This window comes from Sphaerisporangium album, assembly GCF_003323745.1.
Taxonomy (GTDB): domain Bacteria; phylum Actinomycetota; class Actinomycetes; order Streptosporangiales; family Streptosporangiaceae; genus Sphaerisporangium; species Sphaerisporangium album.
Window position 1 is genome coordinate 123,782 of record NZ_QOIL01000003.1, and the last position, 22,729, is coordinate 146,510.

Genomic DNA, 22,729 nt, shown 5'->3' on the forward strand with positions numbered 1-22,729 from the left:
CAAACGATCGAAACTAACCCGTTGTCATTCCATTTACGGCGTTTTAACGTTTTGACGAATCGTATCGGGGAGCCGATCGGGAGGCCTGACCCCCATGCCGAAGCCACTGGGCGTGCAGCTGTACACCGTGCGTGACCACATGAAGACCGGTCGCGACGAGGTCTTAAGGCGCATCGCCGAGATCGGGTACGGCGCCGTCGAGGCGTACGACCCCACCGACGACCCCAAGGGGTTCCGGCAGGTGGTGGACGACCTCGGGCTCACCGTCGCCGCCACGCACGCCTACGCCCTGCTGAGCGAGGAGCCGGACGCCGTCTTCGACGCCATCGCCACCGTGGGCACCGACCTCGTGATCATCCCGGGCGGCATCGCCCACGAGGAGTTCACGACCGCCGACGGCATCGCCCGCACCGCCGACCTGCTCAACGGCTTCGCCGAGCAGGCGGCCGGGCACGGCATGCGCCTCGGCTACCACAACCACTGGTGGGAGATCGAGCCGAAGGTCGGCGGCGTCCACGCCCTGGAGGCCCTCGCCGCGCGGCTCGCCCCCGGGGTGTTCCTGGAGGTCGACACGTACTGGGCCGCCGTGGGCGGCGCCGACGTGCCCGCGCTGCTCGGCCGCCTCGGGGACCGCGTCCTCGCCCTGCACGTCAAGGACGGCCCGGGCGTCAGGGAAGAGCCGCACGTGGCCGTGGGCGACGGGGTCATGCCGGTGCCGGACATCCTCGCCGCCGCGCCGGACGCGTGGCGCATCGTCGAGCTGGACACCTGCGCCACCGACGTCGTGGACGCCCTGGCCGCGAGCCACGCCTACCTGTCCGGTCTGGGGCGCGGGTGACGGCCGGGCCCGTCGGCGTCGCGGTCGTCGGCGCGGGCGCGATCAGCGACGCCTACCTGCGCAACCTGACCACGTTCCCCGACGTCCGCGTGCTCGGCGTCGCCGACCTCGACGAGGAGCGCGCCCGCGCCAAGGCCCGCGTGTACGACGTCCCGGTGTCCGGCGACGTCGAGGCGATCCTGGGCGTGCCCGAGGTCGAGATCGTCGTCAACCTGACGATCCCGGCGGCGCACGCGGCCGTCGCGTCCGCCGCCCTGCGCGCCGGCAAGCACGTGTACGGCGAGAAGCCGCTCACGCTGGACCCCGGCGAGGGCGAGAAGCTGCTGGCCGAGGCCGCCACGCGCGGGCTGCTGGTGGGCAACGCGCCGGACACGTTCCTCGGCGCGGGGCTGCAGTCGGCCAAGCGGGCGATCGCCTCCGGCATGATCGGCACGCCGGTCGCGGCGAACGCCGTGATGCAGAGCCCCGGCCCGGAGTCCTGGCACCCGAACCCCGAGTTCCTCTACCAGGGCGGGGCGGGCCCGCTGTTCGACATGGGCCCGTACTACCTGACCGCGCTGACCTCGATGCTGGGACCGCTGTCCAAGGTCGCGGCCACCGCGCGGCAGGCCCGGCCGCACCGGGTCATCGGCTCGGGCCCGAAGGGCGGGACGAGCTTCGCCGTCGAGGTGCCGACACACGTCATGGCGTTGATCGACTTCGTCGGCGGGGCGAGCGCCTCGGCGACGTTCAGCTTCGACTCGCCCGCCAACGTGACGGCGATCGAGATCATCGGCACGGACGGCACGTTGTCCCTGCCCGACCCGAACACCTTCGCCGGTCCGCTGCGCGTGCGCGGCTCCGGCGACGGAGACTGGCGGGAGCTGCCCATCGAGGGGACGACGGTCGGACGGGGCATCGGCGTACTGGACATGGCGCGCGCCCTGCGCACCGGCGCCCCCCACCGCGCCTCCGGGGCGCTGGCGTTGCACGTGCTGGACACGATGGCGTCGATCATCGACTCGGCCCGGCACGGCGAGTTCCGCCACCTGCGGACGACGGCGGCCGAGCCGGAGATCCTGCCCCCGGGCTGGGACCCGCACGAGCCCACGCTCGCCTGATCCGAGCGGAGCGAGGCCATAGGCACAGTCAAAGCAGATGGTCGAGCAGGCCGTGGAGGGTGACCGCCCCGATCAGGCGGCCGCCCTCCACGACGGCCACCAGCGGGCTGCGGGTGCGGGCCATCAGCGCCGCCACCTCGAGCACGGTCGCGCCCGGGTCGGTGATCGGCAGCTCGCGCGGCTGCTCCGGCAGGCACTCGCGCACCGTGCGGGAGCCGAGCGCGCGGACGAACAGGTCGGCGTGGCCCTCGTCCACGACGCGGGCCAGCGCCGGGTCGTCCTGGCAGTAGCGCGGCACCGCCATGCGCAGCACCTGCGTGCCCGGCAGCACGCACAGTGGCCGGCCGTCCCCGTCCACGACGATCAGGCCGGGCAGATCGTGCTCGGCCAGCAGCCGGGCGGCGTCCACCGCGGGGGTTTCCATCGCCACGGCGGGGAAATCGACGACGAGATCACGTGCGTGCACCTGAGGCCTCCTTCGCCCGTACGATCAGCCTAACCGGCCAGGTAGCGGAGCCAGAGGTACGGAGTCGCCAGGCCGACCGTGACGACGGTGACGACGAGACCGTACTTCGTGAACTCCCAGAAACCAATGCGGACGCCGTTGCGGGCGGCGATGCCGAGCACGACGACGTTCGCCGACGCGCCCACCGCGGTCGCGTTGCCGCCGAGGTCCGCGCCGAGCGCCAGCGCCCACCACAGCACGTTGCCGTCCGGGCCGGCCGCGTGGGCGAGGTCCGCGACGATCGGACTCATCGTGGCCACGTAGGGGATGTTGTCCACGATCCCCGACAGCACCGCCGAGCCCCACAGCAGCCCCACGGTCGCGAGGCCGAGCCTGCCCTCGGTGGCCGACGCGGCGGCCTGCGAGACCTGGCCGATCACGCCCGTCTCCACCAGCGCGCCGACCATGATGAACAGGCCCATGAAGAACACCAGCGTCGCCCACTCGACGTCGCGCAGCGCGTCCTCGACGGTGACCCGGGTCGCGGCGACGAGCAGGCCGGCGCCGAGCAGCGCGACCACGGCCGGCTCGTAGTGCAGCACCGGATGCAGGACGAAGGCGACGATCACCACCGCGAGCACGGCGAGGCTCTGCCACAGCAGCCGGGGGTCGCGGATGGCCTCGCGCTCGTGCAGCTTCATGATCTCGGCCGCGCGCGCCGCGTCGTAGACGAAGGCGGACCGGAACAGCCACCGGCACAGGGCCAGCAGCACGACCAGCAGGACCACGACGAGCGGCGCGAGGTGGACGAGGAAGTCGTTGAAGGTGAAGCCCGCCCGGCTGGCGATGATGATGTTGGGTGGGTCGCCGACGAGCGTCGCGGTGCCGCCGATGTTGGCGCCCATCACCTCGGCGATCAGGAACGGCGCGGCCGGCAGCGAGAGCCGGTCGCACACCAGGAACGTCACGGGCGCGACCAGCAGGACGGTCGTCACGTTGTCCAGCAGGGCCGAGGCGACGGCGGTGATCACCACCAGCATGACCATCAGGCGGAACGGCCGGCCACGGGCGCGCTTGGCCGCCCAGATCGCGACGTACTCGAACACGCCCGTCTGCCGGAGCACGCCGACGATGACCATCATGCCGAGCAGCAGGAAGATCACGTTCCAGTCGACGCCGGAGTGCTCGGAGAAGAAGGCCGAGTGGGCGTTCGCGGCGTGGATCAGCAGCATCAGCGCCGCGCCGCCGAGCGCCGCGGCCGTCCGATGGATGCGTTCGGTCGCGATGAGCACGTAGGCGACGGTGAAGATGGCGACGGCCGCGATGGCGGTCATCGGCGAACCTCCCGGGGAATCGGCGCGAGCAACGCAAAGGACCCAACGCCGACCAGACTTCCCGGCACACCCAAAGGCACCTTAAACCACAAGACCCGTTCCGTGCTCCCCCCGGAGCGACGGCGCGGCTCCCCATACCAACCGCCGGGACGCCGCACCGCCGGCGCGCTCAGCCCGTCTTCGCGACCGTGAACAGCACCACGGAATCCTCCAGGGCCTCCACGCTCTGGCGGCTGTCCGGCAGCTCCAGCAGGTCACCGGCCATGACTTCCCACGACGCGCCGCGCGCCGTCACGCGGATCCGGCCCTCCAGGACGTGGAAGGACCCCTCGCCGGGGTTCTCGAAATCCTTCATCTTCGCCCCGCGCAGCAACGCGATCACCGTCTGGCGCAGGACGCGTTCGTGCCCGCCGACCACCGTGTCCGCCGCGTGCCCTCCGGACGAGTCCGCCGCGCGGTCGAGCTGGAGACGGCCTACGGCTACGAGCGAGTGCTTCTGCATGACACTTCCCCTGAGTCCGGGACGGCCGCCGGGGCGGAGCGGGCGCGAGGCCCGTCCCGCCCTGGCCGGCGCGGTCCAGCGATCCGGCAAGACGTCGGTGAACCGGGCGCGGACGCCCTGCTCACGGGGTGGCGCGCCCGCCGGCGCCTCACTCCCTGACTACCCGGCGCTTACCCCGGTCAGGTCCCCGCAAGCGCGACGGCACGCTACCGCCGGCGCGGGGACCACGCCGGCCACCAGGGCCGGCCGCCGGAAGACGCCTTCGGGTGCTCAGCCCGATAGGGTCGTTTGGTACCGGTTGGTCCTGACCAGTGCCGCGGTGGGACCGCCCGTGAGTTCACGCCCCCGGAGCAGAAACCGGAATGTTGACTACTCCCCGCGCTGAAGCACGGGGATTCCAGCCCTCGCGGGCCGGGGTTCCTGCTTCGTCGGCGACTGCACCCGGGAGGACCCGAAGTGTCTGACGTCACCTCCACAGGCATCGCCCGGAGCTTGACCCCGGGCTACGGCAAGACCTGCCGCAAGGATGTTCTTCGCGGCGTTGATGTCCCGGTCGTGCCGGGTGCCGCAGGACGGGCAGCGCCACGTCCGGGTGGAAAGACTCAGTTCGGCGAGCAGATGCCCGCACGCGGAACAGGTCTTACTCGACGGATACCAGCGGTCGATCACGATCAGGTGGCGTCCGTGCCTGGCCGTCTTGTATTCGAGCATGCGGCGGAAGGCGCCCCACCCGCTGTCACAGATCGCTTTGGCCAGGCTCCGGTTGCGCACCATGTTCTTCACGGCCAGGTCTTCGATGACGATCACGTCGTGGTCGCGGACGAGGCGCGCCGAGGTGCGGTGCAGGAAGTCGGTCCGGGAGGCGCGGACCTTGCGGTGGGCGCGGGCGACCTTCGCTTTGGGCTTGGCCCGGTTGGCGCTGCCGCGCTGCTTGCGGGCCATGCGCCGCTGGTAGCGGGCAAGGTTACGTTCCCGCTTCGCCAGCGTGGGCGGGTTTGCGATCTTCTCCCCGTCGGAGGTGACCGCGAAGTCCTTGATCCCGAGATCGACGCCGGCCACGGCACCGGTCGCGGGGGCCTGCGCGGGCTCATCGACATCGACGGCGAGGGAGAGGTACCAGCGCCCGCACGGGTCACGGGAGACGGTCACCGTGGTCGGGTCGATCGACGCCGGATCGACACCGGGCCACGACCACACGAACTCAAGCGGGGTGTCCATCTTCGCCAGGTACAGCCGCCCGTCCCGCCAGCGGAACCCCGACCGGGTGTATTCGGCGCTCTGGCGTCCGGTGCGGGACTTGTAACGCGGGTACTTGGCCCGTTTGGCGAAGAAGTTGGAGAACGCGACCTGCTGGTGGCGGATCGCCTGCTGCAACGGCACCGACGACACCTCGTTGAGCCACGACAGTTCCTCGGTGGCTTTCATCGCCGTGAGGTAGGCGTTGGCCTGGGTGAAGCTGGTCTTTGCCCGCTCGCCGTAGTACCGGGCGTGCCGCCAGTCCAGGGTTCGGTTTCACACGACGCGTACGCAGCCGAACGTGCGGTTCAGCACCGCAGCCTATTCGGGGGTGGGGTAAGCCCGCACCTTGAATGCCGTACGCATGTTCGAATCTTACAGAACGAGCCGCATCCGATAACAGTGCGGCACCGTGCCGCGTTTCCTCCCCGGCCTGAAGGCCGGGGTCTCCACGCTCAGGAGATTCGATGACCCAACGCGACTCACGAGCCACCTCCGAGGCCGTTCCCGGCACCGAGCCAGGAGCACCACCCGGCACCGTGCCGGAAGCCGGGCCCGAGACGGCGTCCGGCACCGTCTCCGCGGCAGCGCCCGGCACCTTGCCCGAGGCAGCGCCCGGCAGCGTGTCCGAGGCGGTATCCGGCACCGCTGCGGCGGTGACCGAGGCGGGTCCGCCCGCCCGCGTCCGGGCCGCGAACGCCGTGCGGCTGCCGGAGCCCTGGGCGTCCGCGGCCGTCACCGTCGTGCTTCCCACGTACAACGAGGCCGGCAACCTCCCCGTCATCCTCGGCGCCCTGTTCGCGCTGCCCCTGCCCGGCCTGCGCGTGCTCGTCGTGGACGACAACTCCCCCGACGGCACCGGCGACCTCGCCGAGCGCCTCGCCGCCGACGAGTACGGGCCCGACCGGCTGTCCGTCCTGCACCGCCCCGGCAAGCAGGGCCTCGGCCGCGCGTACGTCCACGGCATGGGCCACGCGCTCGACCAGGGCGCCGCCTACGTGGTCCAGATGGACGCCGACCTGTCCCACCCGCCCGAGGCCATCCCGCAGATGCTCGGCACGCTGCTGTCCACCGAGGCCGACGTCGTCATCGGCAGCCGCTACGCCACGGGCGGCAAGCTCGCCGAGGACTGGTCGTTCCGCCGCAAGGCCCTGTCGGCATGGGCGAACTTCTACGTGCGCGTGCTGCTCCACCTGCGCGTCCGCGACGTCACGGCCGGCTTCAAACTCTGGCGCCGCGAGACCCTTCACGCGATCGACGTCGCCGGCGTCACCAGCAACGGGTACGCCTTCCAGGTCGAGATGAACTACCGGACGCTCCGGCGCGGCCTGAAGATCGTGGAAGTGCCCATCCGCTTCGAGGAACGCCGCGACGGCCAGAGCAAGATGAGCCTCGCCGTCCAGCTCGAATCCGCCCTGATGCCCTTCAAACTCCGCCGCGACGCCGCCCGCCGCCCCAGCCCGCCCAACGAAACGCCCGGTGGCACGACCGCCGGCGCGGCCGGCGACACGACGAACGGCCCGTCTGGTGGCACGTCCATCGGCACGGTCTCCGCGACAGCCTCGCCGGACGACTGAGGCTCGTCCCCCCACCCTCTGTGCCGCGGGCAACCGGGGCGTGCGTGGCGGGTCAGGGGTTCTCGCGGACAGTCCGGGCGTTCTGGTGGGCCTTGGTGGCGCGGCGGGCGGCCTTGTCGCGTTCGCGTTCGGCCATCGTGAGGCGTTTGCCGGCGATCTCCTGGCGGTGCAGGGCGGCGGCGAGCTCGTCCCGCAGGCGGTCCACTTCTTCGCCTGCCGCCGTACGGGCCTCGTCGGCCTCGCGTGCCTCTGACTCCCATTCGGCGAGCGCGCGGTCGGCGTCCCGCGCCTCCTGCTCGGCGGCCGCGATCCGCTCGGCGACCCTTCTGCGACGCTCGTCCTCCTCCCGCCGCCGCTTCTCTTCCCGCTCGCGCTTCTCCCGCTCCTCGCCTTCCCGCTTTTCCCGCTCATGCTCGTCCCGTGCGCGTTTGCCGGCGGGCGCCTTTCGAGACGGTTCGGCGACGGTGGCCAGTTCGGGTTCCGGCGTGCCGGCCGGGGCGGGGGTCGGCTCGGCCGGTTCGGGGAAGCCCACGGCGGGGGCGAAGCCCGCGTAGCTGCGAGGCTGCGCCAGCCGACCCGTGCGCACCTCCTCGGCCACGTCCGGATCCATCGTGGCGGCGTGCAGGGTGTCCTCGACCTCACGGACTGCAGGCTCGCGCAGCGGACGTCCGGCCTCGTCGGCGAGGGCCTGGGCCCTGCGGAGCAGCCCGGAAACCAGCTCGCCGCGCCGCCGGTCCAGATCGCCGATCCGCCCGCCGGACGTCCACGCGGCCCGTAGCTCGTCACCGAGGTCGAGCAGGCGGTCGACCTCGTCCGGCGCGGACCTGGCCAGTTGGTTGGCCGCCCACGCCGACACGGTGGGCCGCCGGAGCGCGGCGATCCGCTTGGCCAGGGCGGCGTCCCCGCCCTTCTTGGCCTCGGCCGCTAGTCGCTTGCGCGTCTCGACGAAGTCCTCGGGCGCGCCCGCGTACAGCTCGTCGGCCACCGAAGACAGATCCACACCGCTCTCTTACCCCGCCCGTGCCCTCCGGGTCCACCCCCTCCTCCCCCCATCCGGGCCGAAAAGGCCGGGAACCTCGGGAAGACCAGGAAGCTCGGGAAGGCCGGGGAGATCGGGAAGGGCGAGGTCCATCAGCGGGGCGTACCGCTGGCCTGCCGAGTGATCTCCTCACGCGACTCGCCTGTCGCTTCGCGCCGCTTCGCCGCTCAGGAGTACCCGTACGCCTTGCGGCATGCGTCTGAGTCACGTCGCCCAAACCAGCGTCTCCCCGCCCCAGGTCGCCGAAGGGCCGACGATCGTAGAAGTCTGTTGCGGGTCTGTTGCCGCGCGCATCGATGGCCAGAGGAGGTGTCCGGCGCCATCCTCCGGCAACAGCCCTCCGGATCCACGAACGTCACGAGTGGGGAAGGTCGGGAAGGTCGAGGTCCATCAGCGGGGCGTACTGCTGGCCGGCGTAGCAGTCGGCGTCGCGCAGGTCACCCTGGACGACGGGACGCGGCAGGGAGACCTTCACGGCGAGGGCGAGCGGGTGGGCGACCACCAGGATGTCCTCGATGTCGGTGCCGAACATCCCGGCGAACAGGGCGGGGGCGAGTACGCCCGTGGCCACGAGCGCCTCGTAGGTCTGCTCGTCGTGGCAGACGAAGTCGAAGGTGAGGGTGAACGGCCCGGCGTTCTTCGAGCGGACCAGGGAGCAGTAGTCGAGCAGGCTCGCCATGTCTCACACCTCCTCGGTGACCGTGCGGAACAGCTCGGTGGGGGTCACGCCGGTGACGACGTGGTTGAGCGTGAAGCGGTACAGCGGGCCGCGGTCGATCTCGGGCGGCGAGAACGGGTACGCGAGCGTGGAGACCAGGCCGTCGTACCCCGGGATCGGCAGGTGGCTGCTGGCGTGGGCGACGAACGTGGCGACCGCGTGGGCGGTGTCCTGGTCCGGGGCGGTCACGGTGATCAGCACGCCCAGCTCCCGGGGGTTCAGCGCGTCCGGCTCGCGGCCGGCCAGGACGGCTCCCGCACCGTAGAGGCGGTAGTCGATGTCGACGCTCGCGGGGTCGACCCGCCCGCCGAAGACATCGAGGATCTTGGCCTCGAAGTACTTCGCGGCCAGCGGCAGCAGTTCGGACAACCGCTCGATGACGACGCGGTCGCGCACGCCGCCGAAGATCACGGTCTGGTAGCCGGCCGGTTCTGCGCCTTCGAGCTTGTTGGTGTACTCCTCCGCCGGCTCGAAGCGGGCGCCGCGCACCCGTACCGTCCGCGCGTCGACCGCCTCGTACACGGCTTGGGTGGTGTCGAGGGTGCCGGAGGGCTCGCGGACGCGGAACGGGTCGGCGTTCTCGTACAAGGTGTGCGCCGCGACCGAGCGCGGGGTGAGCCGGCTGCCCTCGGCGAGGGTGGTCACGTCGAAGTGGTCCTCGCGCAGGTGGACCAGCAGCCCGTTGGCCGAGGGCGGGACCGCGCACGCGGCGCCGCACTCGATGGTCTTGGCCATGTGCCAGGTCAGCCCGGGGTCGGCGCCGAGCATGCCGGGCAGGGCGGCGAACAGGGCGGTGTCGGTGGCGCGTCCCGCGAGGACGACGTCGCAGCCGTCGGTCAGGGCGGCCTGGATCGGCTCGACGCCCATCATGGCGACCGTGTGGCCGCGGGCGAAGACGTCGCGGTCGATCGCGGGAGCGCTCGCGAGCGCGCGCACGCGCCCGCAGTCGTACAGCTCCTGGAGACGCTCGCGCGGCTGCTCGGAGTAGATGAGCCCGAGCCTGAAGCGCAACCCTTCCTCGGCGGCGATGGCGCGGCAGAGGGCCGCCACGCCGTCGACGCCCACGTCGCGGCCGCTGGTGCCGCAGGAGCCGATGACGAGCGGGACGCCCAGCCGGTCGCGGGCCTGGAGGAGCAGGCGCAGGTCGCGGGTGACGGCCTGGTCGGACAGTTTGGGGACGCCCGCGCCGAGGGCGGCCGGGCCCGAGTCGGTGGAGCCGGCGTCGCAGGCGATCACGTGGGGGCGGGCGTCGACTCCGCGCCAGAAGGCATCGGCGTCGAAACCGGCGCCGAGCACGCCGGTGGGGGCGAGGATGCGGAGCTCCATCATGATCCGTTTCTGCCGGTGGAGTTCCCCGGGGCCGCCGGGACGGGCGGGCGCCTGCGGGCGAGGGAGGTGAAGACGGTGAGGGCGACCGCGCCGAAGACGGCGGCGTTCAGGAACATGAACCGCCAGCCCGTAATGTCGACGGTGACGCCGAGCAGGGCCGGACCGAGCGCCGCCGCGGAGGCGGAGGCGACGGTGTAGAGGCCGGTGTAGGTGCCGAGCACGCGGTCGTCGGGGGCCAGGTTCCACAGGGCGACCAGGGCGTTGACCGCGAAGGCGGCGTACCCCACCGAGGTCATCACCATCGAGGCCGTCGTCACGACCCCGTTGGGAACGGCGAAACCGGCGAGCAGGCCGAGGAGGAACAGGGCGATCCCGTACTGGATCGCGCGCACCTCGCCGAGGCGGCGGGAGGCGTACGCGATGGGCACGACCGCGAGGAGGAAGGCGACGGCGCCCGGCAGGGCCAGCCCCCCGGCCTGGCCACGGGACAGCCCCAGGACCTCGGTGCCGTACGGGGTGAGCAACGAGCGCAGCGCCGACCAGGTGCCGGCGAAGCAGAAGATGCCGAGCATCAGGAGCAGCCGGGCCCGGGAAGGGTCGCGGACCAGGTCCTTGACGACCGCCCACGGCGAGGAGAGGCGCGGTGTCGCCGGCCCGTCCGCGGCGGGCTGCCGGACGAGGGCCGCCCGCGTGTGCCGGCGGCCCAGGAAGAGCCACGACACCCCGATCATGGCGGGCAGCAGCAGCGCCGGGATCGCGAACGCGAGGGTGAGGCTGCGGTCGACGACCAGCAGGCTGATGAGCGAGGACACGACGATGGTCAGGCTCACCCCGGCCTTGACGAAGCCCTGGGCCCTGCTGCGGTGCTCGGGGGCCACGTAGTCGGAGACCAGCGTCTCGGTCACACCCTTGAACATGTTCGCGATCAGAGCGAAGCCGAGGACGCACGCCAGCAGCGCGGGGAGGCCGACGGTCCAGGGGATCAGCGCGAACGGCACCGCGGCCAGGCACGCGCCCGCCGTGATGATCGGCCAGCGGCCGAGGCGGCCGCCCGCCAGCCTGTCGGACAGATAACCCATCCCCGGCTGGACGAGCACGCCGAGGACGTTGTCCATGCCCATGACGAGGCCGACCACGCCGGCCGACGTGATGTACTGGCGAAGCTGGACGGGGACCTGGGCGTCGTAGAAGTTCCAGACGGATTCCTGGGCGAACACCGCGAGTGTCACCCAGAGCACCGCGCTCCGGTTCATGCGGCGGCCCGAGGGGGCGACGGGCTGGAGGGCGGTAGGTGTTCCGGTGCGGGCCGGTTGATCATCGCGTGGCATGGCCACTCCTGCAATATGCTATAGCAAGTGGGGGGATAGAGATCGCCTGGGACGCTCGCGCGCGACCGGCGATCCGGCGCGAATGGGCTGAGCACGGCCTGAAGGGGCCGAGCGGGGCGGGACAGGGGTGCGAGTCGAGTCGGAGAGGGCCGATCAGGGTCAGGTGCCGGACAGGCGGTCCAGCGCCGCGCGGTGGTGGCGGGACGCGAGCCGTTCGGCGCGGTCCTCGTCCCGCGCCATGAGGGCGTCCAGGATGAGGCGATGCTCGTCGTAGCGGGCGCGGAACTCCTCCGCCCGCTCCGGGGCGAATCTGATGGTGAGGTCCAGGCGCTCCTCGTCGCTGAAGGCGCGGGCCTGGTGGAGCAGTCCTTCCAGGACGGGGTTGCCGACGGACTCCTCGATGCCGTGGTGGAACCGGCGCACCAGACGGAAGACGGCGGTGAGCCGGTCGGAAAGCGTGGCCTCCGCCCCCCTCTCGGCCACCGTCCGCTCGATGTCCCCGACGATGACATCCGCCTGGTCCAGCAGGCCGCCGAGCTCCGCGATACGGCCGTCCGTGGCGTTGCGGGCGGCGAGGCGCGCCATGAGGGCCGACAGGCGTACCTCGGCCTCCACGATCTCGGCGCGGGCGGACGCCGAGTGGTCCGCGACGCGCAGCGCCCTCGGCCCGGCACGTTCGACGACCTTCTCGTGGACCAGTTGCCGCAGCGCCTCCCGCACGGGGGTGGGGCTGACGCCGAGGCGGGCCGCGAGATCGCGCTCGGTGATCTTCTCACCGGGGCGGAGCGTGCCCTCGCGCACCGCCTCACGCAGGCGCCGGTAGGCCTGGTCGGCGAGCGACGCGGTCTCCATGGGCCCGAGGGCGTCCGTACTCATGGCTCTAGAGCATGCTGGATGCTATAGCAAACAGTCAATAGGAGTGTTAAAAGGCGATGACGACCGTGTGACGTCGCAGGTCAGGCCGCGAACAGGAGCAGCAGCCCGGCCACCGTGTACGCCACCATCAGGACGAGGAGGGGGATCTGGCCCATCACGGCGGTGCGGCGCGGGAAGAGGGCGAGGGCGCGGTCGTGGGCGAGGACGGTGCCGATCACGTGGCCGACGACGATCACCGTCACCTGGAGCATGGCGATCCCGGCGGGGCTGGTGCCGGCGGCGCTGACCTTCCACCCGGCGGTGCCGAGCCAGTCGGCCCCGGTGACCAGCGGGTCGGACAGCAACGAGATGGTCCGCTGCCCTTCGAGCAGTAGCAGCGTGAAGTAGTGGGCGATCAGGTACCCGACGGCGATCGGCACGATCGAGTGGGCCAGCTCCCCCGCCGTCGTACCGCGCTCCACCCCGCCCCAGCGGCTCGCCAGCGCGGTCGCCCCCAGGTACGCCGCGAGCACCAGGCCGATGACGACGACGAGCCCCGCCGTCCCGGTCACCACCGGCGGCGCCCCGCTCTCCTGGACGAAACGCACCCAGAACGGGGCGTTGGAGAGGCTGTCGTACATGGTCGAGCCGAGCAGCACCACGACGAGCGTCGCCAGCCCCGGCGCCGGTTCCAGCCCCGCCATGCCGTCCAGCGAGTTACGCCAGGTCAGAGTGCCGTCGGGGCGTCTGCCCACGGGGGCGAGCCTGCCGATGAGCGCACTGTAGACCTCGAACGCGTCCCCCTTGTCGAACCACCCGGAGCCGAACACGACCGCGCCCGCGAGCATGGCCACGGCGTACACCGCCAGCCACGCGCCGATGACGGGCAGCGTGGCGCGCTCGGGGGCGACCAGTTCCAGCCACACGAACGCGAACAGCCCGGCCACGGCGGGCCAGTACCCGAGCCGTTCCGGGAGCGGCCGCAGCCCGGCGCGCGGGTCGCGTCCGAGTGCCCTGCACGCCAGCCGGTGCAGGGTGCGCAGCGGGTTCAGCGCCCGCCAGACCGGGCCGAACAGCAGCGACAGCGGGATCAGGCCCACCCAGAACAGGACGTAGACGACACCCGCCGTCGGGTTGGCGGCCCGGTCGGGGCCGAAGAGCAGGCCCACGAGGAAGTACGCGGCTGCGAGCAGCCCCGCCACCCGCCAGAACCACCGCCAGGCCGGGCCCGACACCACGCCCTGGACCAGCGCGGACAGCGGGCGCGCGTACCGGAGGTCACCGCCCAGCCGGGGCTCGGTCCACAGCGTGCCGAGCGCCGCGAACGACACCAGCAGCGCGATGATCGCCCCGGCCATCGCGGCCGAGAACGGGATCGGCAGGTCCTGACGGCCTCCGATGCCATGCGCCAGGAACACCTGCCCCGGGAACACCTCCGTGGCCTATCGGACGAGGAGCTGGAAGAGCTGCAGCTCCTGATCGTGCGTCTCCGCCTCGAACAGGCCGCTCTGGTCGGCGACGAACTCGATCGTGGCCGGGGTCCCGGGCTTGAGCTCGGCCCCCTTGTCGTAGCCGTGCACGTGCGCGAAGTCGGCCACGTCGCTGGTCACCGTGATCCGCACCTTCTGTCCCTTGGCCACGTCGACGCGTACCGGCGGCGGCGTCACCTTGCGCGCGGCGATGGTGACGGTGATCTCCTTGACGCCCGTGGGAGCCGGGGCGTCGGCGCCGGAGGAGCCGCAGGCCGTGGCCCCCGTCACCACGGCGAGGCCGAGCAGGGGGACGAGGACCAGCCGGCGCAACAGACCGATGAACGGCCGGTGGGCGAGCAGGGCCGGAAAGGAAAGGGCGAAGGCAGGGCGCGCGGAACGGCCGAGGGGGGATCTCACTGTGGTGCTCCTGGAGAGGGCGGGGCGTGCGGGTCAGCGCCGCTTGATGGACTTGGCCTTCGGCGCCGGACGGGCGGGAGCTCCGCGCCGGGCCGAGGGAGGCGTTTTCTTGCGGTTCTGACCGGCCGGACCGCCGTTCTTCCCGCCGTGCGCCGTGGCGACGCCGGGAGCCGGGCGCCGGGCGGCGCGCAGGACCATGACCCCCGCCCCGACGACGAGGAGGGCGGGCAGCAGCCACACCAGCAGGCCCGCGCCGCCGTCCTCCGACGAGGTGGCGCCGGCCGCGGAGGAGGGGGCCTGGGACGCGTCGCCGGGCGTGCAGCCTGTCTCGGGCATGGTCCTCGGCGTGCACGAGGCCTGCGGGGTCGGGCCCGCCGGCGCCACGGGGGACGGCGTGTCGCTCGGGGTCTCGCCCACCTGCGGCGCGCTGGAGTGGCCGGCGGCCGCCTCGAAGGCCGGGTCGGGCGGGTTGGTGGGGGTCCGCCACCCCTTGGGCGCCTCGGTCGTCTTGCCGTTGTAGGTGAACTTGACCTCCCCGCTCACCTCCTCCCCGTCCGAGGCGATCGTCCGGTACGTCGCGACGTACACGCCCTTGTCGGGCCAGTACGCCACGGGGATCTTCGCCGGGAAACCCTCGTGGAAGAGCTTCGGCTCCCACGTGCCGTCGATCAGGTGGTACTCGCGGACCGGCTCGTCGAGACGCTTGGGCGGGCCCTGCGTCCACTGCTCGTCCACCCGGACGCCGCTCGGCGCCTTGACCGTGAAGTACGCGTACGAGATCGGCCGCTCGGTGAAGTACAGCTCGACGGCCTCGATGGGCGAGGAGATCGTGCTGTCCTTGACCGGGTTCGACATCGCGAGCTGGCCGTGGGCGGAGGCGGGCGGGGTGACGGCGGTCAGGGCGAGCCCGCCGACCAGGGCGAGCACGGCCAGGCGGGCCGTCCACCGCGCCGTCGCGGCCCAGGCGCGCGCCTGACGGGCGGCGGCCCTGGACGTGAACCCGGTGAACCTTGTGAACCGTGCGGACAAAAGCCCCGAAACGCCGCGAGAACGCAGGTCGGCGGACGACGTGTCCCGCTGCATTTCTTCCACCGGTACTCCGCTCATCCGCGCCGCGCTCCCCGGGGGGACGACGGGCGAGATCTCACGCCGGAGCCGGAACGGCAGGACGCGGGGACGGGAACGCGAGAACGAACGCAGGGCCGATCCTTTCAAGTACCGGACACGTGCGCCGACCACGTCAGATTCGAGAGCCACAATTCGAGGTGACGAGCCATCGCGCCGCCAGGTGCCGACCGGCATACGCAATGGTCATCGCGCCACATTGTGGCCAGGAGCGCACATGACCGTCAAGGGCGCGGCCCCCCGGACGCCGTCCCGCCGGGAACGCGGTCCCAGGTCGGGCCGGGAACGCGGTCCCAGGTCGGAGGGCCGACCGCCTGGACGGGTCACTCGCCGTCCTGCGGGGCCTGCGGTCGCGCGGGCTCGGACGTGGTGTCCGTCCGCGTGGGCCCGGGCCTGGCCGATCCGCGGCCGCGCAGCAGCATCGCGGCGACGACGACCACGAAGAGGGCGAGCACCGCCCAGATCCACACCGGGAAGCCTCCGCCCGGCGCGGTCTCGCCGGAGGAAGGCGCGGTCGCCCCCGGCGCGGTCGCCCCCTGAGCGGTTGCTTCCGGCGTGGAGGCGGACGGTGCGGCGGGGGCCGGGGCCGTGACGCCCGGCGCGTTCACCGTGAACGGGATCTCCCCCTCCACCGGGTGCCCGTCGGAGGACACGACCCGCCAGGCGATGACGTAGCTCCCGGACGGGAGCGGCCCGGCGACCTTCTCGATGACCTTCGGGCCCTCGGCGGTCGGCGGACCCGACTCGAAACGGCGGCCGGCGGCGTCGGTGAGCACGACCGCGGGGAAGCTGACGCGCGCGCTGAACTCCAGCTCGATCTGGTCGAGGCCGGTGACGACGGCGTTCTTGGCCGGGGTGCTGCTTTTCAGGCTGTCGTGCGCCAGCGCGGCGGGGGCGGCGAGCCCGAGGAAGGTCCAGGAAAGGCAGAACACGAGCAGCGCTCGGACGAAGGATGTTTTCACGGAAGGGAACTCCAGGGGGTCGCGAAGGCGCGAGCAGGCCGCGGGCACGGGGGCCTCGGGTGGGCGCGCCGGAAGAAGCGCGAGCCGGACGGACCACACGCCGGACGCGCGGGAAGCCCGAAACGGGCGGAATGTCTACCGGGCGTGCGAGGACTCACGCACAGCGGGCGAGGCCTCGGAGAGCCGGGACGGGAGGCGGGCCGCGCCGGACGAGGGCGTGCCGCAGGACGCGGTCGTGTCCGGGGCGCGCCGCCGGGTCGTCCCCCGGGAGAACCGTGCGCGGAGGCGGGGGCGTCTCCCGCCGCAGCAGGCCGAGCACCGCCAGGCCCCGCAAGGCGTACCCGCCGACGACGCGCAGGAGCGACCACAGCGCCGCCTCGCCGCGCGCCAGCCACCAGCCGGTGAGCAGCGCGGCGGTCAGGTGCGCCAGCAGCATGCCCGCGCCCGCGCCGAGCCCCGGGCCGTACGAAAGGCCGGGTACGCCGTGTTCGTGAGGCCGTGGCACGGCGGACGTCCCGGCCGCGCCGAACCACCAGTGCAGCAGAAGCTGGGCGGCGAGCAGCCAGGCGACCACGGCGGCCGGCGGGCGTTCGCGCCGGGCGAGGAGCGTCGTCCCGGTCATGACGGCCAGCGCCCCCGAGGGCAGCACCCACGGGGCCGGGGCCGTGCCGCCCGCGAACCGGTGCGCCCCTGCGGCAAGCCCCAGGCAGACGACGGTGAAGACCGCCGACCGCGCGAGCCTCAACGGCAGGGTGGCGTGCATGACGCGACGAATCGTCTCATACCTCTCCGTCCCTCGGCCAAGCACTATGACGCGCCCGGACGACCCGCCGCACAGAGGCGCCGAAATGCCAGCGGTCCTGGTCACCGGAACGGCGCCGGGGCGCCGGTGACCTCTCACCCAGGCGGGTCCCTTGGGGAGAGAGGAGCCCTTTGGGGGGCTCCGGAGAAAAGGGGCAAGCGGGGCATTGACGAAGATTTATTACATGTTATCTATGGGACAAGTCAGGAAATTTCCGCAATGGCTGCACCAAACGGGGGACCTTCAAAGCTCACCCTAGGAGGACGCGCATGGCGCGCAGCCGACCCACCGATCCCGTCGACCTACTCGGACCCGTCCAGGGCGAAGTCTCCTGGTTCTGCTGCGGCGCGGCCTGGGGCCCGTGCGGCACCGTGGGCAAGGGCGCCTGCGGCACCTGCAACTCGGGCAGCCTGCAGCACGCCTGGCCCAACACCTCCGACGCCTGCTGGGCCATCACGCGGCCGGACAGCTGCGGCGTCTCCCTCTCGCGCAGGACCTGCGGATTCTCCCACCGGACGACGGCGCTGTGCGGCGGCGCGAGCGTCGTCACCACGATCGCCGACTGCGGCCCGCAGACCGACCTGTTCTGCGGCGAGCGCAGCTGCTGCGGCGCGACCTGCGCGAGCAACCGGCTCATCGACCTGACCCCCGCCGCCTACAGCCGGATCGCGAGCCTCTCCTCGGGCCTGCGGCCGTGCGAGATCTCGGCCTAGGAGGCGGACCATGACCACGAGAAGGCAGATGCTGAAGTCGGCCGTGCTCGGCGGCGGCGCGACCGTCGTCGCGGCGACCGCGCTCGGGTCGCTCGGCCCCGAGGCGGCGTTCGGCCAGGCCGCGCCGGACATCGAGCCGGGCGCGGTGGACCCGAACTTCGCCGAGGGCCGCATCCGCTCCATCAAGGACAACACCCTGCTCGTCCTCGGGTCGAACATGGTGTTCCACAGCATCAGGGTCGTCGACGGCACGAGCCTGTGGAAGCTCGGCCCGGTCTCCTTCGACCAGGCGAAGCCCGGTGACGGCCTGTACGCCCGCGGCGTGCGGATGCCGGACGGCGTGCTCGCCGCCGAGTCGGTGTGGCTGAACATCGTCAACATCAAGGGGCACATCCGGAACATCACCGGCGACAAGCTGCACCTGGACCACGGCGGCAAGGAGATCCTCTGCCACCGGATCCCCGGCAAGTCGGTCGCCATCTACTCCGACTCGCCTCCGTCGGCCGACCTGTCCCCGCTGCGGGTGGGCCAGCACGTGCAGATCCTCGGCGCGTGGCGGCCGGACACCAACGAGGTCGACATCGCCACCGTCTTCTCTGCCCACTAGGAGCGACCGATGCACGGGATCGCCGCGCTGCAGCCGTACGTGATCGGCCTGGTCCTGCTCTGGGCCTCCCTGACGAAACTGTTCAGCGCCAGGATGCGGGCCGAGGCCGGGCGCACGGCCCTGGCCCGGCTGGCCGGCCCGGCGCGCGCGGTCCCCGCGCTCCGGCTCGCCGGGGCGCTGGAGCTCGTGGTGGCGGCCGCGCTGCTGCTGCCGCCGGTGCTTCCCGTGGAGGGCGTGGCCGCCACCGCGCTCTCCACGGGGTTCCTCGCCTACCTGGCGTACGCGCGCCTGACCGTCCCGGAGTCGTCCTGCGGCTGCCTGGGCGCGCACTCCCGCCCGATCGAGGGACGGTCGTTCGCCCGCGCGGGCCTGCTGCTCGCCGCGAGCGTCGCCGCCATCTGGGCGGGGCCGTACACGGGCGGCGTGTGGGCCGCGCTCGTGGCGGCGGCGGAGGTGCTGGTCCTGCTGGGGCTGTCGCCCGAGCTGGACCGCCACTGGCTGATGCCGCTGCGCCGGCTCGTGGTCCGGGTGCGAAAGCCGCTCGCCCCGGGTCCGCAGGGCGAGGTGCCGCTCGAGGTGACGCTGCGCCTGCTCTACCGCAGCCGCGCGTACTGCTCGGCGTCGGCGCGGCTCGTCTCGGACGTCCAGGACGTGTGGGACGAGGACGGCATGCGGTTCGTGGTCTACGCGGCCCGCGAGGGCTTGGCGGTCTTCGCCGTGCCGCTCGCCGACGCGGACCCGGCGGGAGTCCGCGTCGCCCTGGTGGGCGAGCCCGCGCTCGCCTGAGAGCGCCGCTCGCCGGGAGGCCGCACTCACCCGGAGCACCGCTCGCCAGAGGCCGCGACCCCCTGGGGAGCACCGCTCCGGACGGCCCGGGACCGCCACTCCAGCGGTCCCGGGCAGGGGCCGATCGGTTCGCGCAGGTCGCGAGCCCCTCCCCGGCGTTGCTACCGTAACCTCATGGACGGCGCCACCACCATGCCGGCCCGGCTGGCGTGGCTGGACGCGTTGCGCGGCATCGGCGCGGTCGCGGTGCTGGCCGAGCACCTGCTGCCCTGGGTCGTCCCCTCGCTGCGCCCGTACTGGTTCAACCTCGGCCTGTACGGCGTGCTGGTGTTCTTCCTGGTCAGCGGTTACATCATCCCGACGTCGCTGGAGCGGCGCGGCGACGTGCGGGCGTTCTGGATCGGCCGGGCGTTCCGCCTCTACCCGCTCTACCTGGCCGTGATCGGCCTGGTGCTGGCCATGAGCCCGTGGCTGGCGGTCCGCGAGACCGTGCCGCGCGACGCGTCCGGGGTGGCCGCGCACGCGACGATGCTGCTGGACGTGGTCGGCGTCGGCGGGGTCGCGGACACCATGTGGACTCTGTCGTACGAGATGGTGTTCTACCTGCTGGTCACCGCGTTGTTCACGACGGGGACGCACCTGCGCAGCGGCGTGCCGGCGATGGCGTTCGGGGTCGCCGCCGTCGCCGAGGGGCTGCTGCTGGCCGCGGCCCCGCTGACCGGCGTGTGGCCGGCGCTGGTGTCGTGCGCGGTGTTCTTCGCCGGCCTGGTCTGCGTGGTCGCGAACCGGTTCCGCACGGCGGCCGCGTGCGCGCTGGGGTTCATGGCGGTCGTACTGCTGTTGTCGAGCAGCAGGACACCGTGGTTCGGCGCGGCCATCCTCGCGGTGATGTTCACCGGGACGGCGATCCACCGCTGGGAGCAGGGCACGGGCGGGCTCTGGCCGGTGGCGGTGACCGCCGGGCTCGTGGCGGTCTCCCCTGTGTGGGCGATCCAGGCGGGCTGGTGGTGGGTGCGGCCGCAGGTGTGGCTCACGACGATCGCGATGGCCGGGCTGACGTTCGCGGGCGCGATGGCGCTGCGGCGCCGCCGTCTGCCGCGCTTCCTGCTCTGGCTCGGGCTGATCAGCTACTCGCTCTACCTGGTGCACCACCCGCTGCTGAAGCTCGGCACGAAGATCACCGGCGACCTGCGCTGGTCGCCGTTGCCGGTGCAGATCCTGATGGCCGTGACCTTCGTGGCGCTGGTGCTCCCGGCGAGCTGGCTGACGTACCGCTTCGTCGAGAGGCCCATGCAGGACCTCGGCCGCCGCTTGTCCGCGCCACGTGCCCCGGCCGCGTCGTCCACCGGCTCGTTCGCGGGCAAGTGAGGGTCACCATCCGCCGGGGGGCCGTCCGGCGAGCAGTTCCTCGAACAGGTTCTCCCACATCGGCATGACGACCTCGGGCGCGTAGTCGCCCGCCGTCTCGGCCGCGGCGGCACCCATGCGGCACCGCAGGTCCCTGTCGCCGATGAGCCGGTCCAGCGCGGCGGCCAGTCCGTCGACGTCTCCGGGCGGCACGAGCAGCCCGTCGGTTCCGTCGGTGAGGACGTCCGCCGGGCCGGTCGGGCAGTCGAACGCGACGACCGGCAGCGCGTGGGTCATCGCCTCGATCATCACCATCGGCAGGCCCTCGAACCGCGAGCTGAGCGCGTAGATCGAGGCGTCGGCCAGCTCGTCCTGCAGGCGGGTGCTGCGGCCCATGAGCTCGACGCTGCCGCCGACGCCGTGCTCCTCGATCAGCGCGCCGAGCGCGGCCTTCTTCGGGCCGGTGCCGAAGACGCGCAGCCGCCACTCCGGATGCCGCCGCGCGACCCGCGCGAACGCCGGGATCAGCAGGTCGAACCCCTTCTGCGCGACGAGCCTGCCCGCCGCGACCACCACCGGGTTCTCCTGGCGGGACGGCCGGGCGTGTCCGGCGTGGACGGCGTTGGGGATGCGGACGACCGGGCCGCGCGGGAACAGCCGGCGGAACTCGCGCATGTTCGTCCTGGTCAGCACGGCGACGGCGTCCAGGGCGCCGTAGTGGCGGGCGATGTCGTGGCGTACGCCGTCGGAGTAGGCGTCCAGGCTCAAGTGCTCCTGGGCGACCCGGACCACGCTCCTGTGGCCGCGCCGGGCCGAGATGAGATTCAGCGCCGGGCGCGTGGTGACCAGGACGCCGTCGCGCAGGGAGGAGACGTGGTCCATGACGGCCCTCTCGACGCCCTCGGTGAAGTAGCCCGCGGCGAACTCCCCGTGCGGGACGATCCTGCCGCGCAGCCGCCGCCAGGCGCGGCGTCCGAACGAGTCCTCGGGGACGCGGTCGCGCTGGTCGGCCAGCGTGCGCAGCGTCACGCGCGGGTCGATCTCGAACTGCGGCGCGTCCCGGCGGCGGACCACGCTGACGATCTCGACCTCGTGGCCGAGGCAGGCCATCGCGTTCGCCTGGTTGACCACCGTCCGGATCGTGCCGCCCATGCCGTACGCGTGCAGGAGCATGTAACGGATCTTCACGCGCGGGCCGCCGTCCCGGGCAGGTACCCCCAGCTCTCGCACATCGGGCGCAGCGGGCCGGGGACGTCCTCCGGGCGCGGAAGCTCCCTGCCGGGCTGCACGGCGCCGGAGCGGATCTTGTCCTTCCAGTCCCCGAGGCCCTTGACCAGCACATCCGGCTCGCCGTACCGCAGCATCGCGGGGTCCCAGGCGATGCCGAGGTGGTCGCAGATCGCGCGGGTCTCCTTCTCGGGGTCGGACGTCAGGTCCTCGTACCGGACGGTCGGCCCCGGCAGGGCCGTCCTCGCCCGCTCGACGGCCCTCATGTACCGCAGGGCGTCGGCCGCGGCCTCCTCCGGCGTCCTCTTGCCGGCCCCCGCCTCGAACCAGGATGTGGCGATGGACACGGGGTGGCGCAGCAGGAATATGAACCGCGCGTCGGGCCAGCAGGTGGAGATGCGCTTGTACGCGAACGCGTTCGCGGGGGTCTTGTCCACGATGTACCGCTTGCCGCTGCGGACCAGCTCACGGTGCAGCACCCGGTCCCACAACAGGTGCTCCAGGTCGGCCTGGTTGTGGCCGAGCTCCGCCATCGCCTTCTCGGCCAGCGCCGTGCCGTATCCGACGCTCAGCCGGCGCACGTGCAGCTCGTGCGGGGCGTGCAGTTCGGGGTGCGCGTTGAGCATGGAGCGCAGCAGCGTCGAGCCGGAGCGCACGGGGGACATGACGAACACGGGGGCGGTCAGAAGGCGGTCGGCGCGCGGATCCATGGGCGGGCGGACCAATTCGTCCCGCGCCGGGCGGCGGCGCGATTACCTATATGACCCGCATTTCCTACTCGCTTGATCTGAAAACCGGTATATCTGCCGAACGCGCTTTGAAACTTCCTCTGCCACGTCATGCGGTGGGAGGTTAGCCAGCGTTCCTGGCAAATATATGAGAGATGATCGCGAAATGAACGGATAGTGAAAGGCGTCACGACCCCATTCACGATCGCCGACCGGCGTCCCCAGCGTGAAGACGGAACGCG

21 protein-coding genes and 2 pseudogenes are annotated in these 22,729 nt (G+C 72.3%); 7 read left to right on the forward strand and 16 right to left on the reverse strand.

Going from position 1 to position 22,729, the window contains the following annotated elements:
• Window positions 1–94: 94 nt before the first annotated feature.
• Together DQ384_RS05775 and DQ384_RS05780 are read left to right on the forward strand one after the other, a co-directional pair.
• Entirely contained in the window at window positions 95–838 is a 744-nt protein-coding gene (locus DQ384_RS05775) for a sugar phosphate isomerase/epimerase family protein (RefSeq protein ID WP_114027657.1), read from the forward strand.
• Entirely contained in the window at window positions 835–1,938 is a 1,104-nt protein-coding gene (locus tag DQ384_RS05780; protein ID WP_114027658.1) for a Gfo/Idh/MocA family protein, read from the forward strand. Before DQ384_RS05775 ends, DQ384_RS05780 begins: the two co-directional genes overlap by 4 nt.
• A gap of 28 nt (window positions 1,939–1,966) precedes the next feature.
• On the opposite strand, the gene DQ384_RS05785 is transcribed toward DQ384_RS05780, so the two are convergent.
• The 4 genes and pseudogenes from DQ384_RS05785 to DQ384_RS05800 form a co-directional block, all read right to left on the reverse strand.
• Window positions 1,967–2,404, reverse strand: a complete 438-nt coding sequence (locus DQ384_RS05785; protein WP_114027659.1) for a CBS domain-containing protein — start codon at window positions 2,402–2,404, stop codon at window positions 1,967–1,969.
• A gap of 29 nt (window positions 2,405–2,433) precedes the next feature.
• Entirely contained in the window at window positions 2,434–3,717 is a 1,284-nt protein-coding gene (locus DQ384_RS05790) for an ArsB/NhaD family transporter (protein WP_114027660.1), read from the reverse strand.
• Between the two features lie 169 nt (window positions 3,718–3,886).
• On the reverse strand, window positions 3,887–4,219 hold the full coding sequence (locus tag DQ384_RS05795) for a cupin domain-containing protein (protein ID WP_114027661.1): 333 nt from the start codon (window positions 4,217–4,219) through the stop codon (window positions 3,887–3,889).
• Between the two features lie 369 nt (window positions 4,220–4,588).
• A pseudogene (locus tag DQ384_RS05800) lies at window positions 4,589–5,770 on the reverse strand (RNA-guided endonuclease InsQ/TnpB family protein).
• A 341-nt stretch (window positions 5,771–6,111) separates the two neighbouring features.
• Between DQ384_RS05800 and DQ384_RS05805 the strand changes: the two are divergent.
• Window positions 6,112–6,909: pseudogene (locus DQ384_RS05805) on the forward strand (polyprenol monophosphomannose synthase); the annotation flags it as partial.
• Between the two features lie 175 nt (window positions 6,910–7,084).
• On the opposite strand, the gene DQ384_RS05810 reads toward DQ384_RS05805, so the two are convergent.
• The 10 genes from DQ384_RS05810 to DQ384_RS05855 form a co-directional block, all read right to left on the reverse strand.
• On the reverse strand, window positions 7,085–8,032 hold the full coding sequence (locus tag DQ384_RS05810; RefSeq protein WP_147268664.1) for a hypothetical protein: 948 nt from the start codon (window positions 8,030–8,032) through the stop codon (window positions 7,085–7,087).
• A gap of 394 nt (window positions 8,033–8,426) precedes the next feature.
• Entirely contained in the window at window positions 8,427–8,750 is a 324-nt protein-coding gene (locus DQ384_RS05815; protein WP_114027664.1) for a DUF4387 domain-containing protein, read from the reverse strand.
• Window positions 8,751–8,753: 3 nt separating this feature from the next.
• On the reverse strand, window positions 8,754–10,118 hold the full coding sequence (locus DQ384_RS05820; protein WP_220182795.1) for an acyclic terpene utilization AtuA family protein: 1,365 nt from the start codon (window positions 10,116–10,118) through the stop codon (window positions 8,754–8,756).
• The gene (locus tag DQ384_RS05825; RefSeq protein ID WP_114027666.1) at window positions 10,115–11,446 is read right to left on the reverse strand and encodes an MFS transporter; all 1,332 of its coding nucleotides are present in this window, start codon (window positions 11,444–11,446) and stop codon (window positions 10,115–10,117) included. The genes DQ384_RS05820 and DQ384_RS05825 overlap by 4 nt, the downstream gene beginning before the upstream one ends.
• 159 nt (window positions 11,447–11,605) lie before the next feature.
• The gene (locus DQ384_RS05830) at window positions 11,606–12,322 is read right to left on the reverse strand and encodes a GntR family transcriptional regulator (RefSeq protein ID WP_114027667.1); all 717 of its coding nucleotides are present in this window, start codon (window positions 12,320–12,322) and stop codon (window positions 11,606–11,608) included.
• Window positions 12,323–12,402: 80 nt separating this feature from the next.
• Window positions 12,403–13,719, reverse strand: a complete 1,317-nt coding sequence (locus tag DQ384_RS05835) for a hypothetical protein (RefSeq protein WP_114028002.1) — start codon at window positions 13,717–13,719, stop codon at window positions 12,403–12,405.
• A gap of 24 nt (window positions 13,720–13,743) precedes the next feature.
• Window positions 13,744–14,190 carry a cupredoxin domain-containing protein gene (locus DQ384_RS05840; RefSeq protein ID WP_114027668.1) on the reverse strand — a complete coding sequence of 149 codons (447 nt, stop codon included), beginning with the start codon at window positions 14,188–14,190 and terminating at the stop codon, window positions 13,744–13,746.
• 33 nt (window positions 14,191–14,223) lie between these two features.
• A complete protein-coding gene (locus DQ384_RS05845) occupies window positions 14,224–15,273 on the reverse strand; it encodes a copper resistance CopC family protein (RefSeq protein WP_245966304.1) in 1,050 nt (349 codons plus the stop codon).
• Window positions 15,274–15,638: 365 nt separating this feature from the next.
• Complete coding sequence (locus tag DQ384_RS05850; RefSeq protein ID WP_181871051.1) at window positions 15,639–16,277, reverse strand: copper resistance CopC family protein; 639 nt, start codon at window positions 16,275–16,277, stop codon at window positions 15,639–15,641.
• A 154-nt stretch (window positions 16,278–16,431) separates the two neighbouring features.
• A complete protein-coding gene (locus DQ384_RS05855) occupies window positions 16,432–17,040 on the reverse strand; it encodes an MFS transporter (RefSeq protein WP_220182797.1) in 609 nt (202 codons plus the stop codon).
• Between the two features lie 308 nt (window positions 17,041–17,348).
• Between DQ384_RS05855 and DQ384_RS05860 the strand changes: the two genes are divergently transcribed.
• The 4 genes from DQ384_RS05860 to DQ384_RS05875 all read left to right on the forward strand — a co-directional run bounded on the left by DQ384_RS05860 (window position 17,349) and on the right by DQ384_RS05875 (window position 20,553).
• Complete coding sequence (locus DQ384_RS05860) at window positions 17,349–17,792, forward strand: RlpA-like double-psi beta-barrel domain-containing protein (RefSeq protein WP_114027671.1); 444 nt, start codon at window positions 17,349–17,351, stop codon at window positions 17,790–17,792.
• Between the two features lie 10 nt (window positions 17,793–17,802).
• Window positions 17,803–18,399: a cell wall protein gene (locus DQ384_RS05865; RefSeq protein ID WP_114027672.1), complete on the forward strand. Its 597-nt coding sequence runs from the start codon at window positions 17,803–17,805 to the stop codon at window positions 18,397–18,399.
• A 9-nt stretch (window positions 18,400–18,408) separates the two neighbouring features.
• Complete coding sequence (locus tag DQ384_RS05870) at window positions 18,409–19,185, forward strand: MauE/DoxX family redox-associated membrane protein (RefSeq protein WP_114027673.1); 777 nt, start codon at window positions 18,409–18,411, stop codon at window positions 19,183–19,185.
• Between the two features lie 174 nt (window positions 19,186–19,359).
• Window positions 19,360–20,553 (forward strand): acyltransferase family protein, encoded by a 1,194-nt coding sequence (locus DQ384_RS05875; RefSeq protein WP_245966270.1) that lies wholly within the window; start codon window positions 19,360–19,362, stop codon window positions 20,551–20,553.
• A gap of 3 nt (window positions 20,554–20,556) precedes the next feature.
• Here the strand turns inward: DQ384_RS05875 and DQ384_RS05880 are convergent, their stop codons facing one another.
• Complete coding sequence (locus DQ384_RS05880) at window positions 20,557–21,720, reverse strand: glycosyltransferase family 4 protein (protein WP_114028004.1); 1,164 nt, start codon at window positions 21,718–21,720, stop codon at window positions 20,557–20,559.
• Complete coding sequence (locus tag DQ384_RS05885) at window positions 21,717–22,469, reverse strand: sulfotransferase family protein (RefSeq protein WP_114027674.1); 753 nt, start codon at window positions 22,467–22,469, stop codon at window positions 21,717–21,719. Before DQ384_RS05885 ends, DQ384_RS05880 begins: the two co-directional genes overlap by 4 nt.
• Window positions 22,470–22,729: the final 260 nt, after the last annotated feature.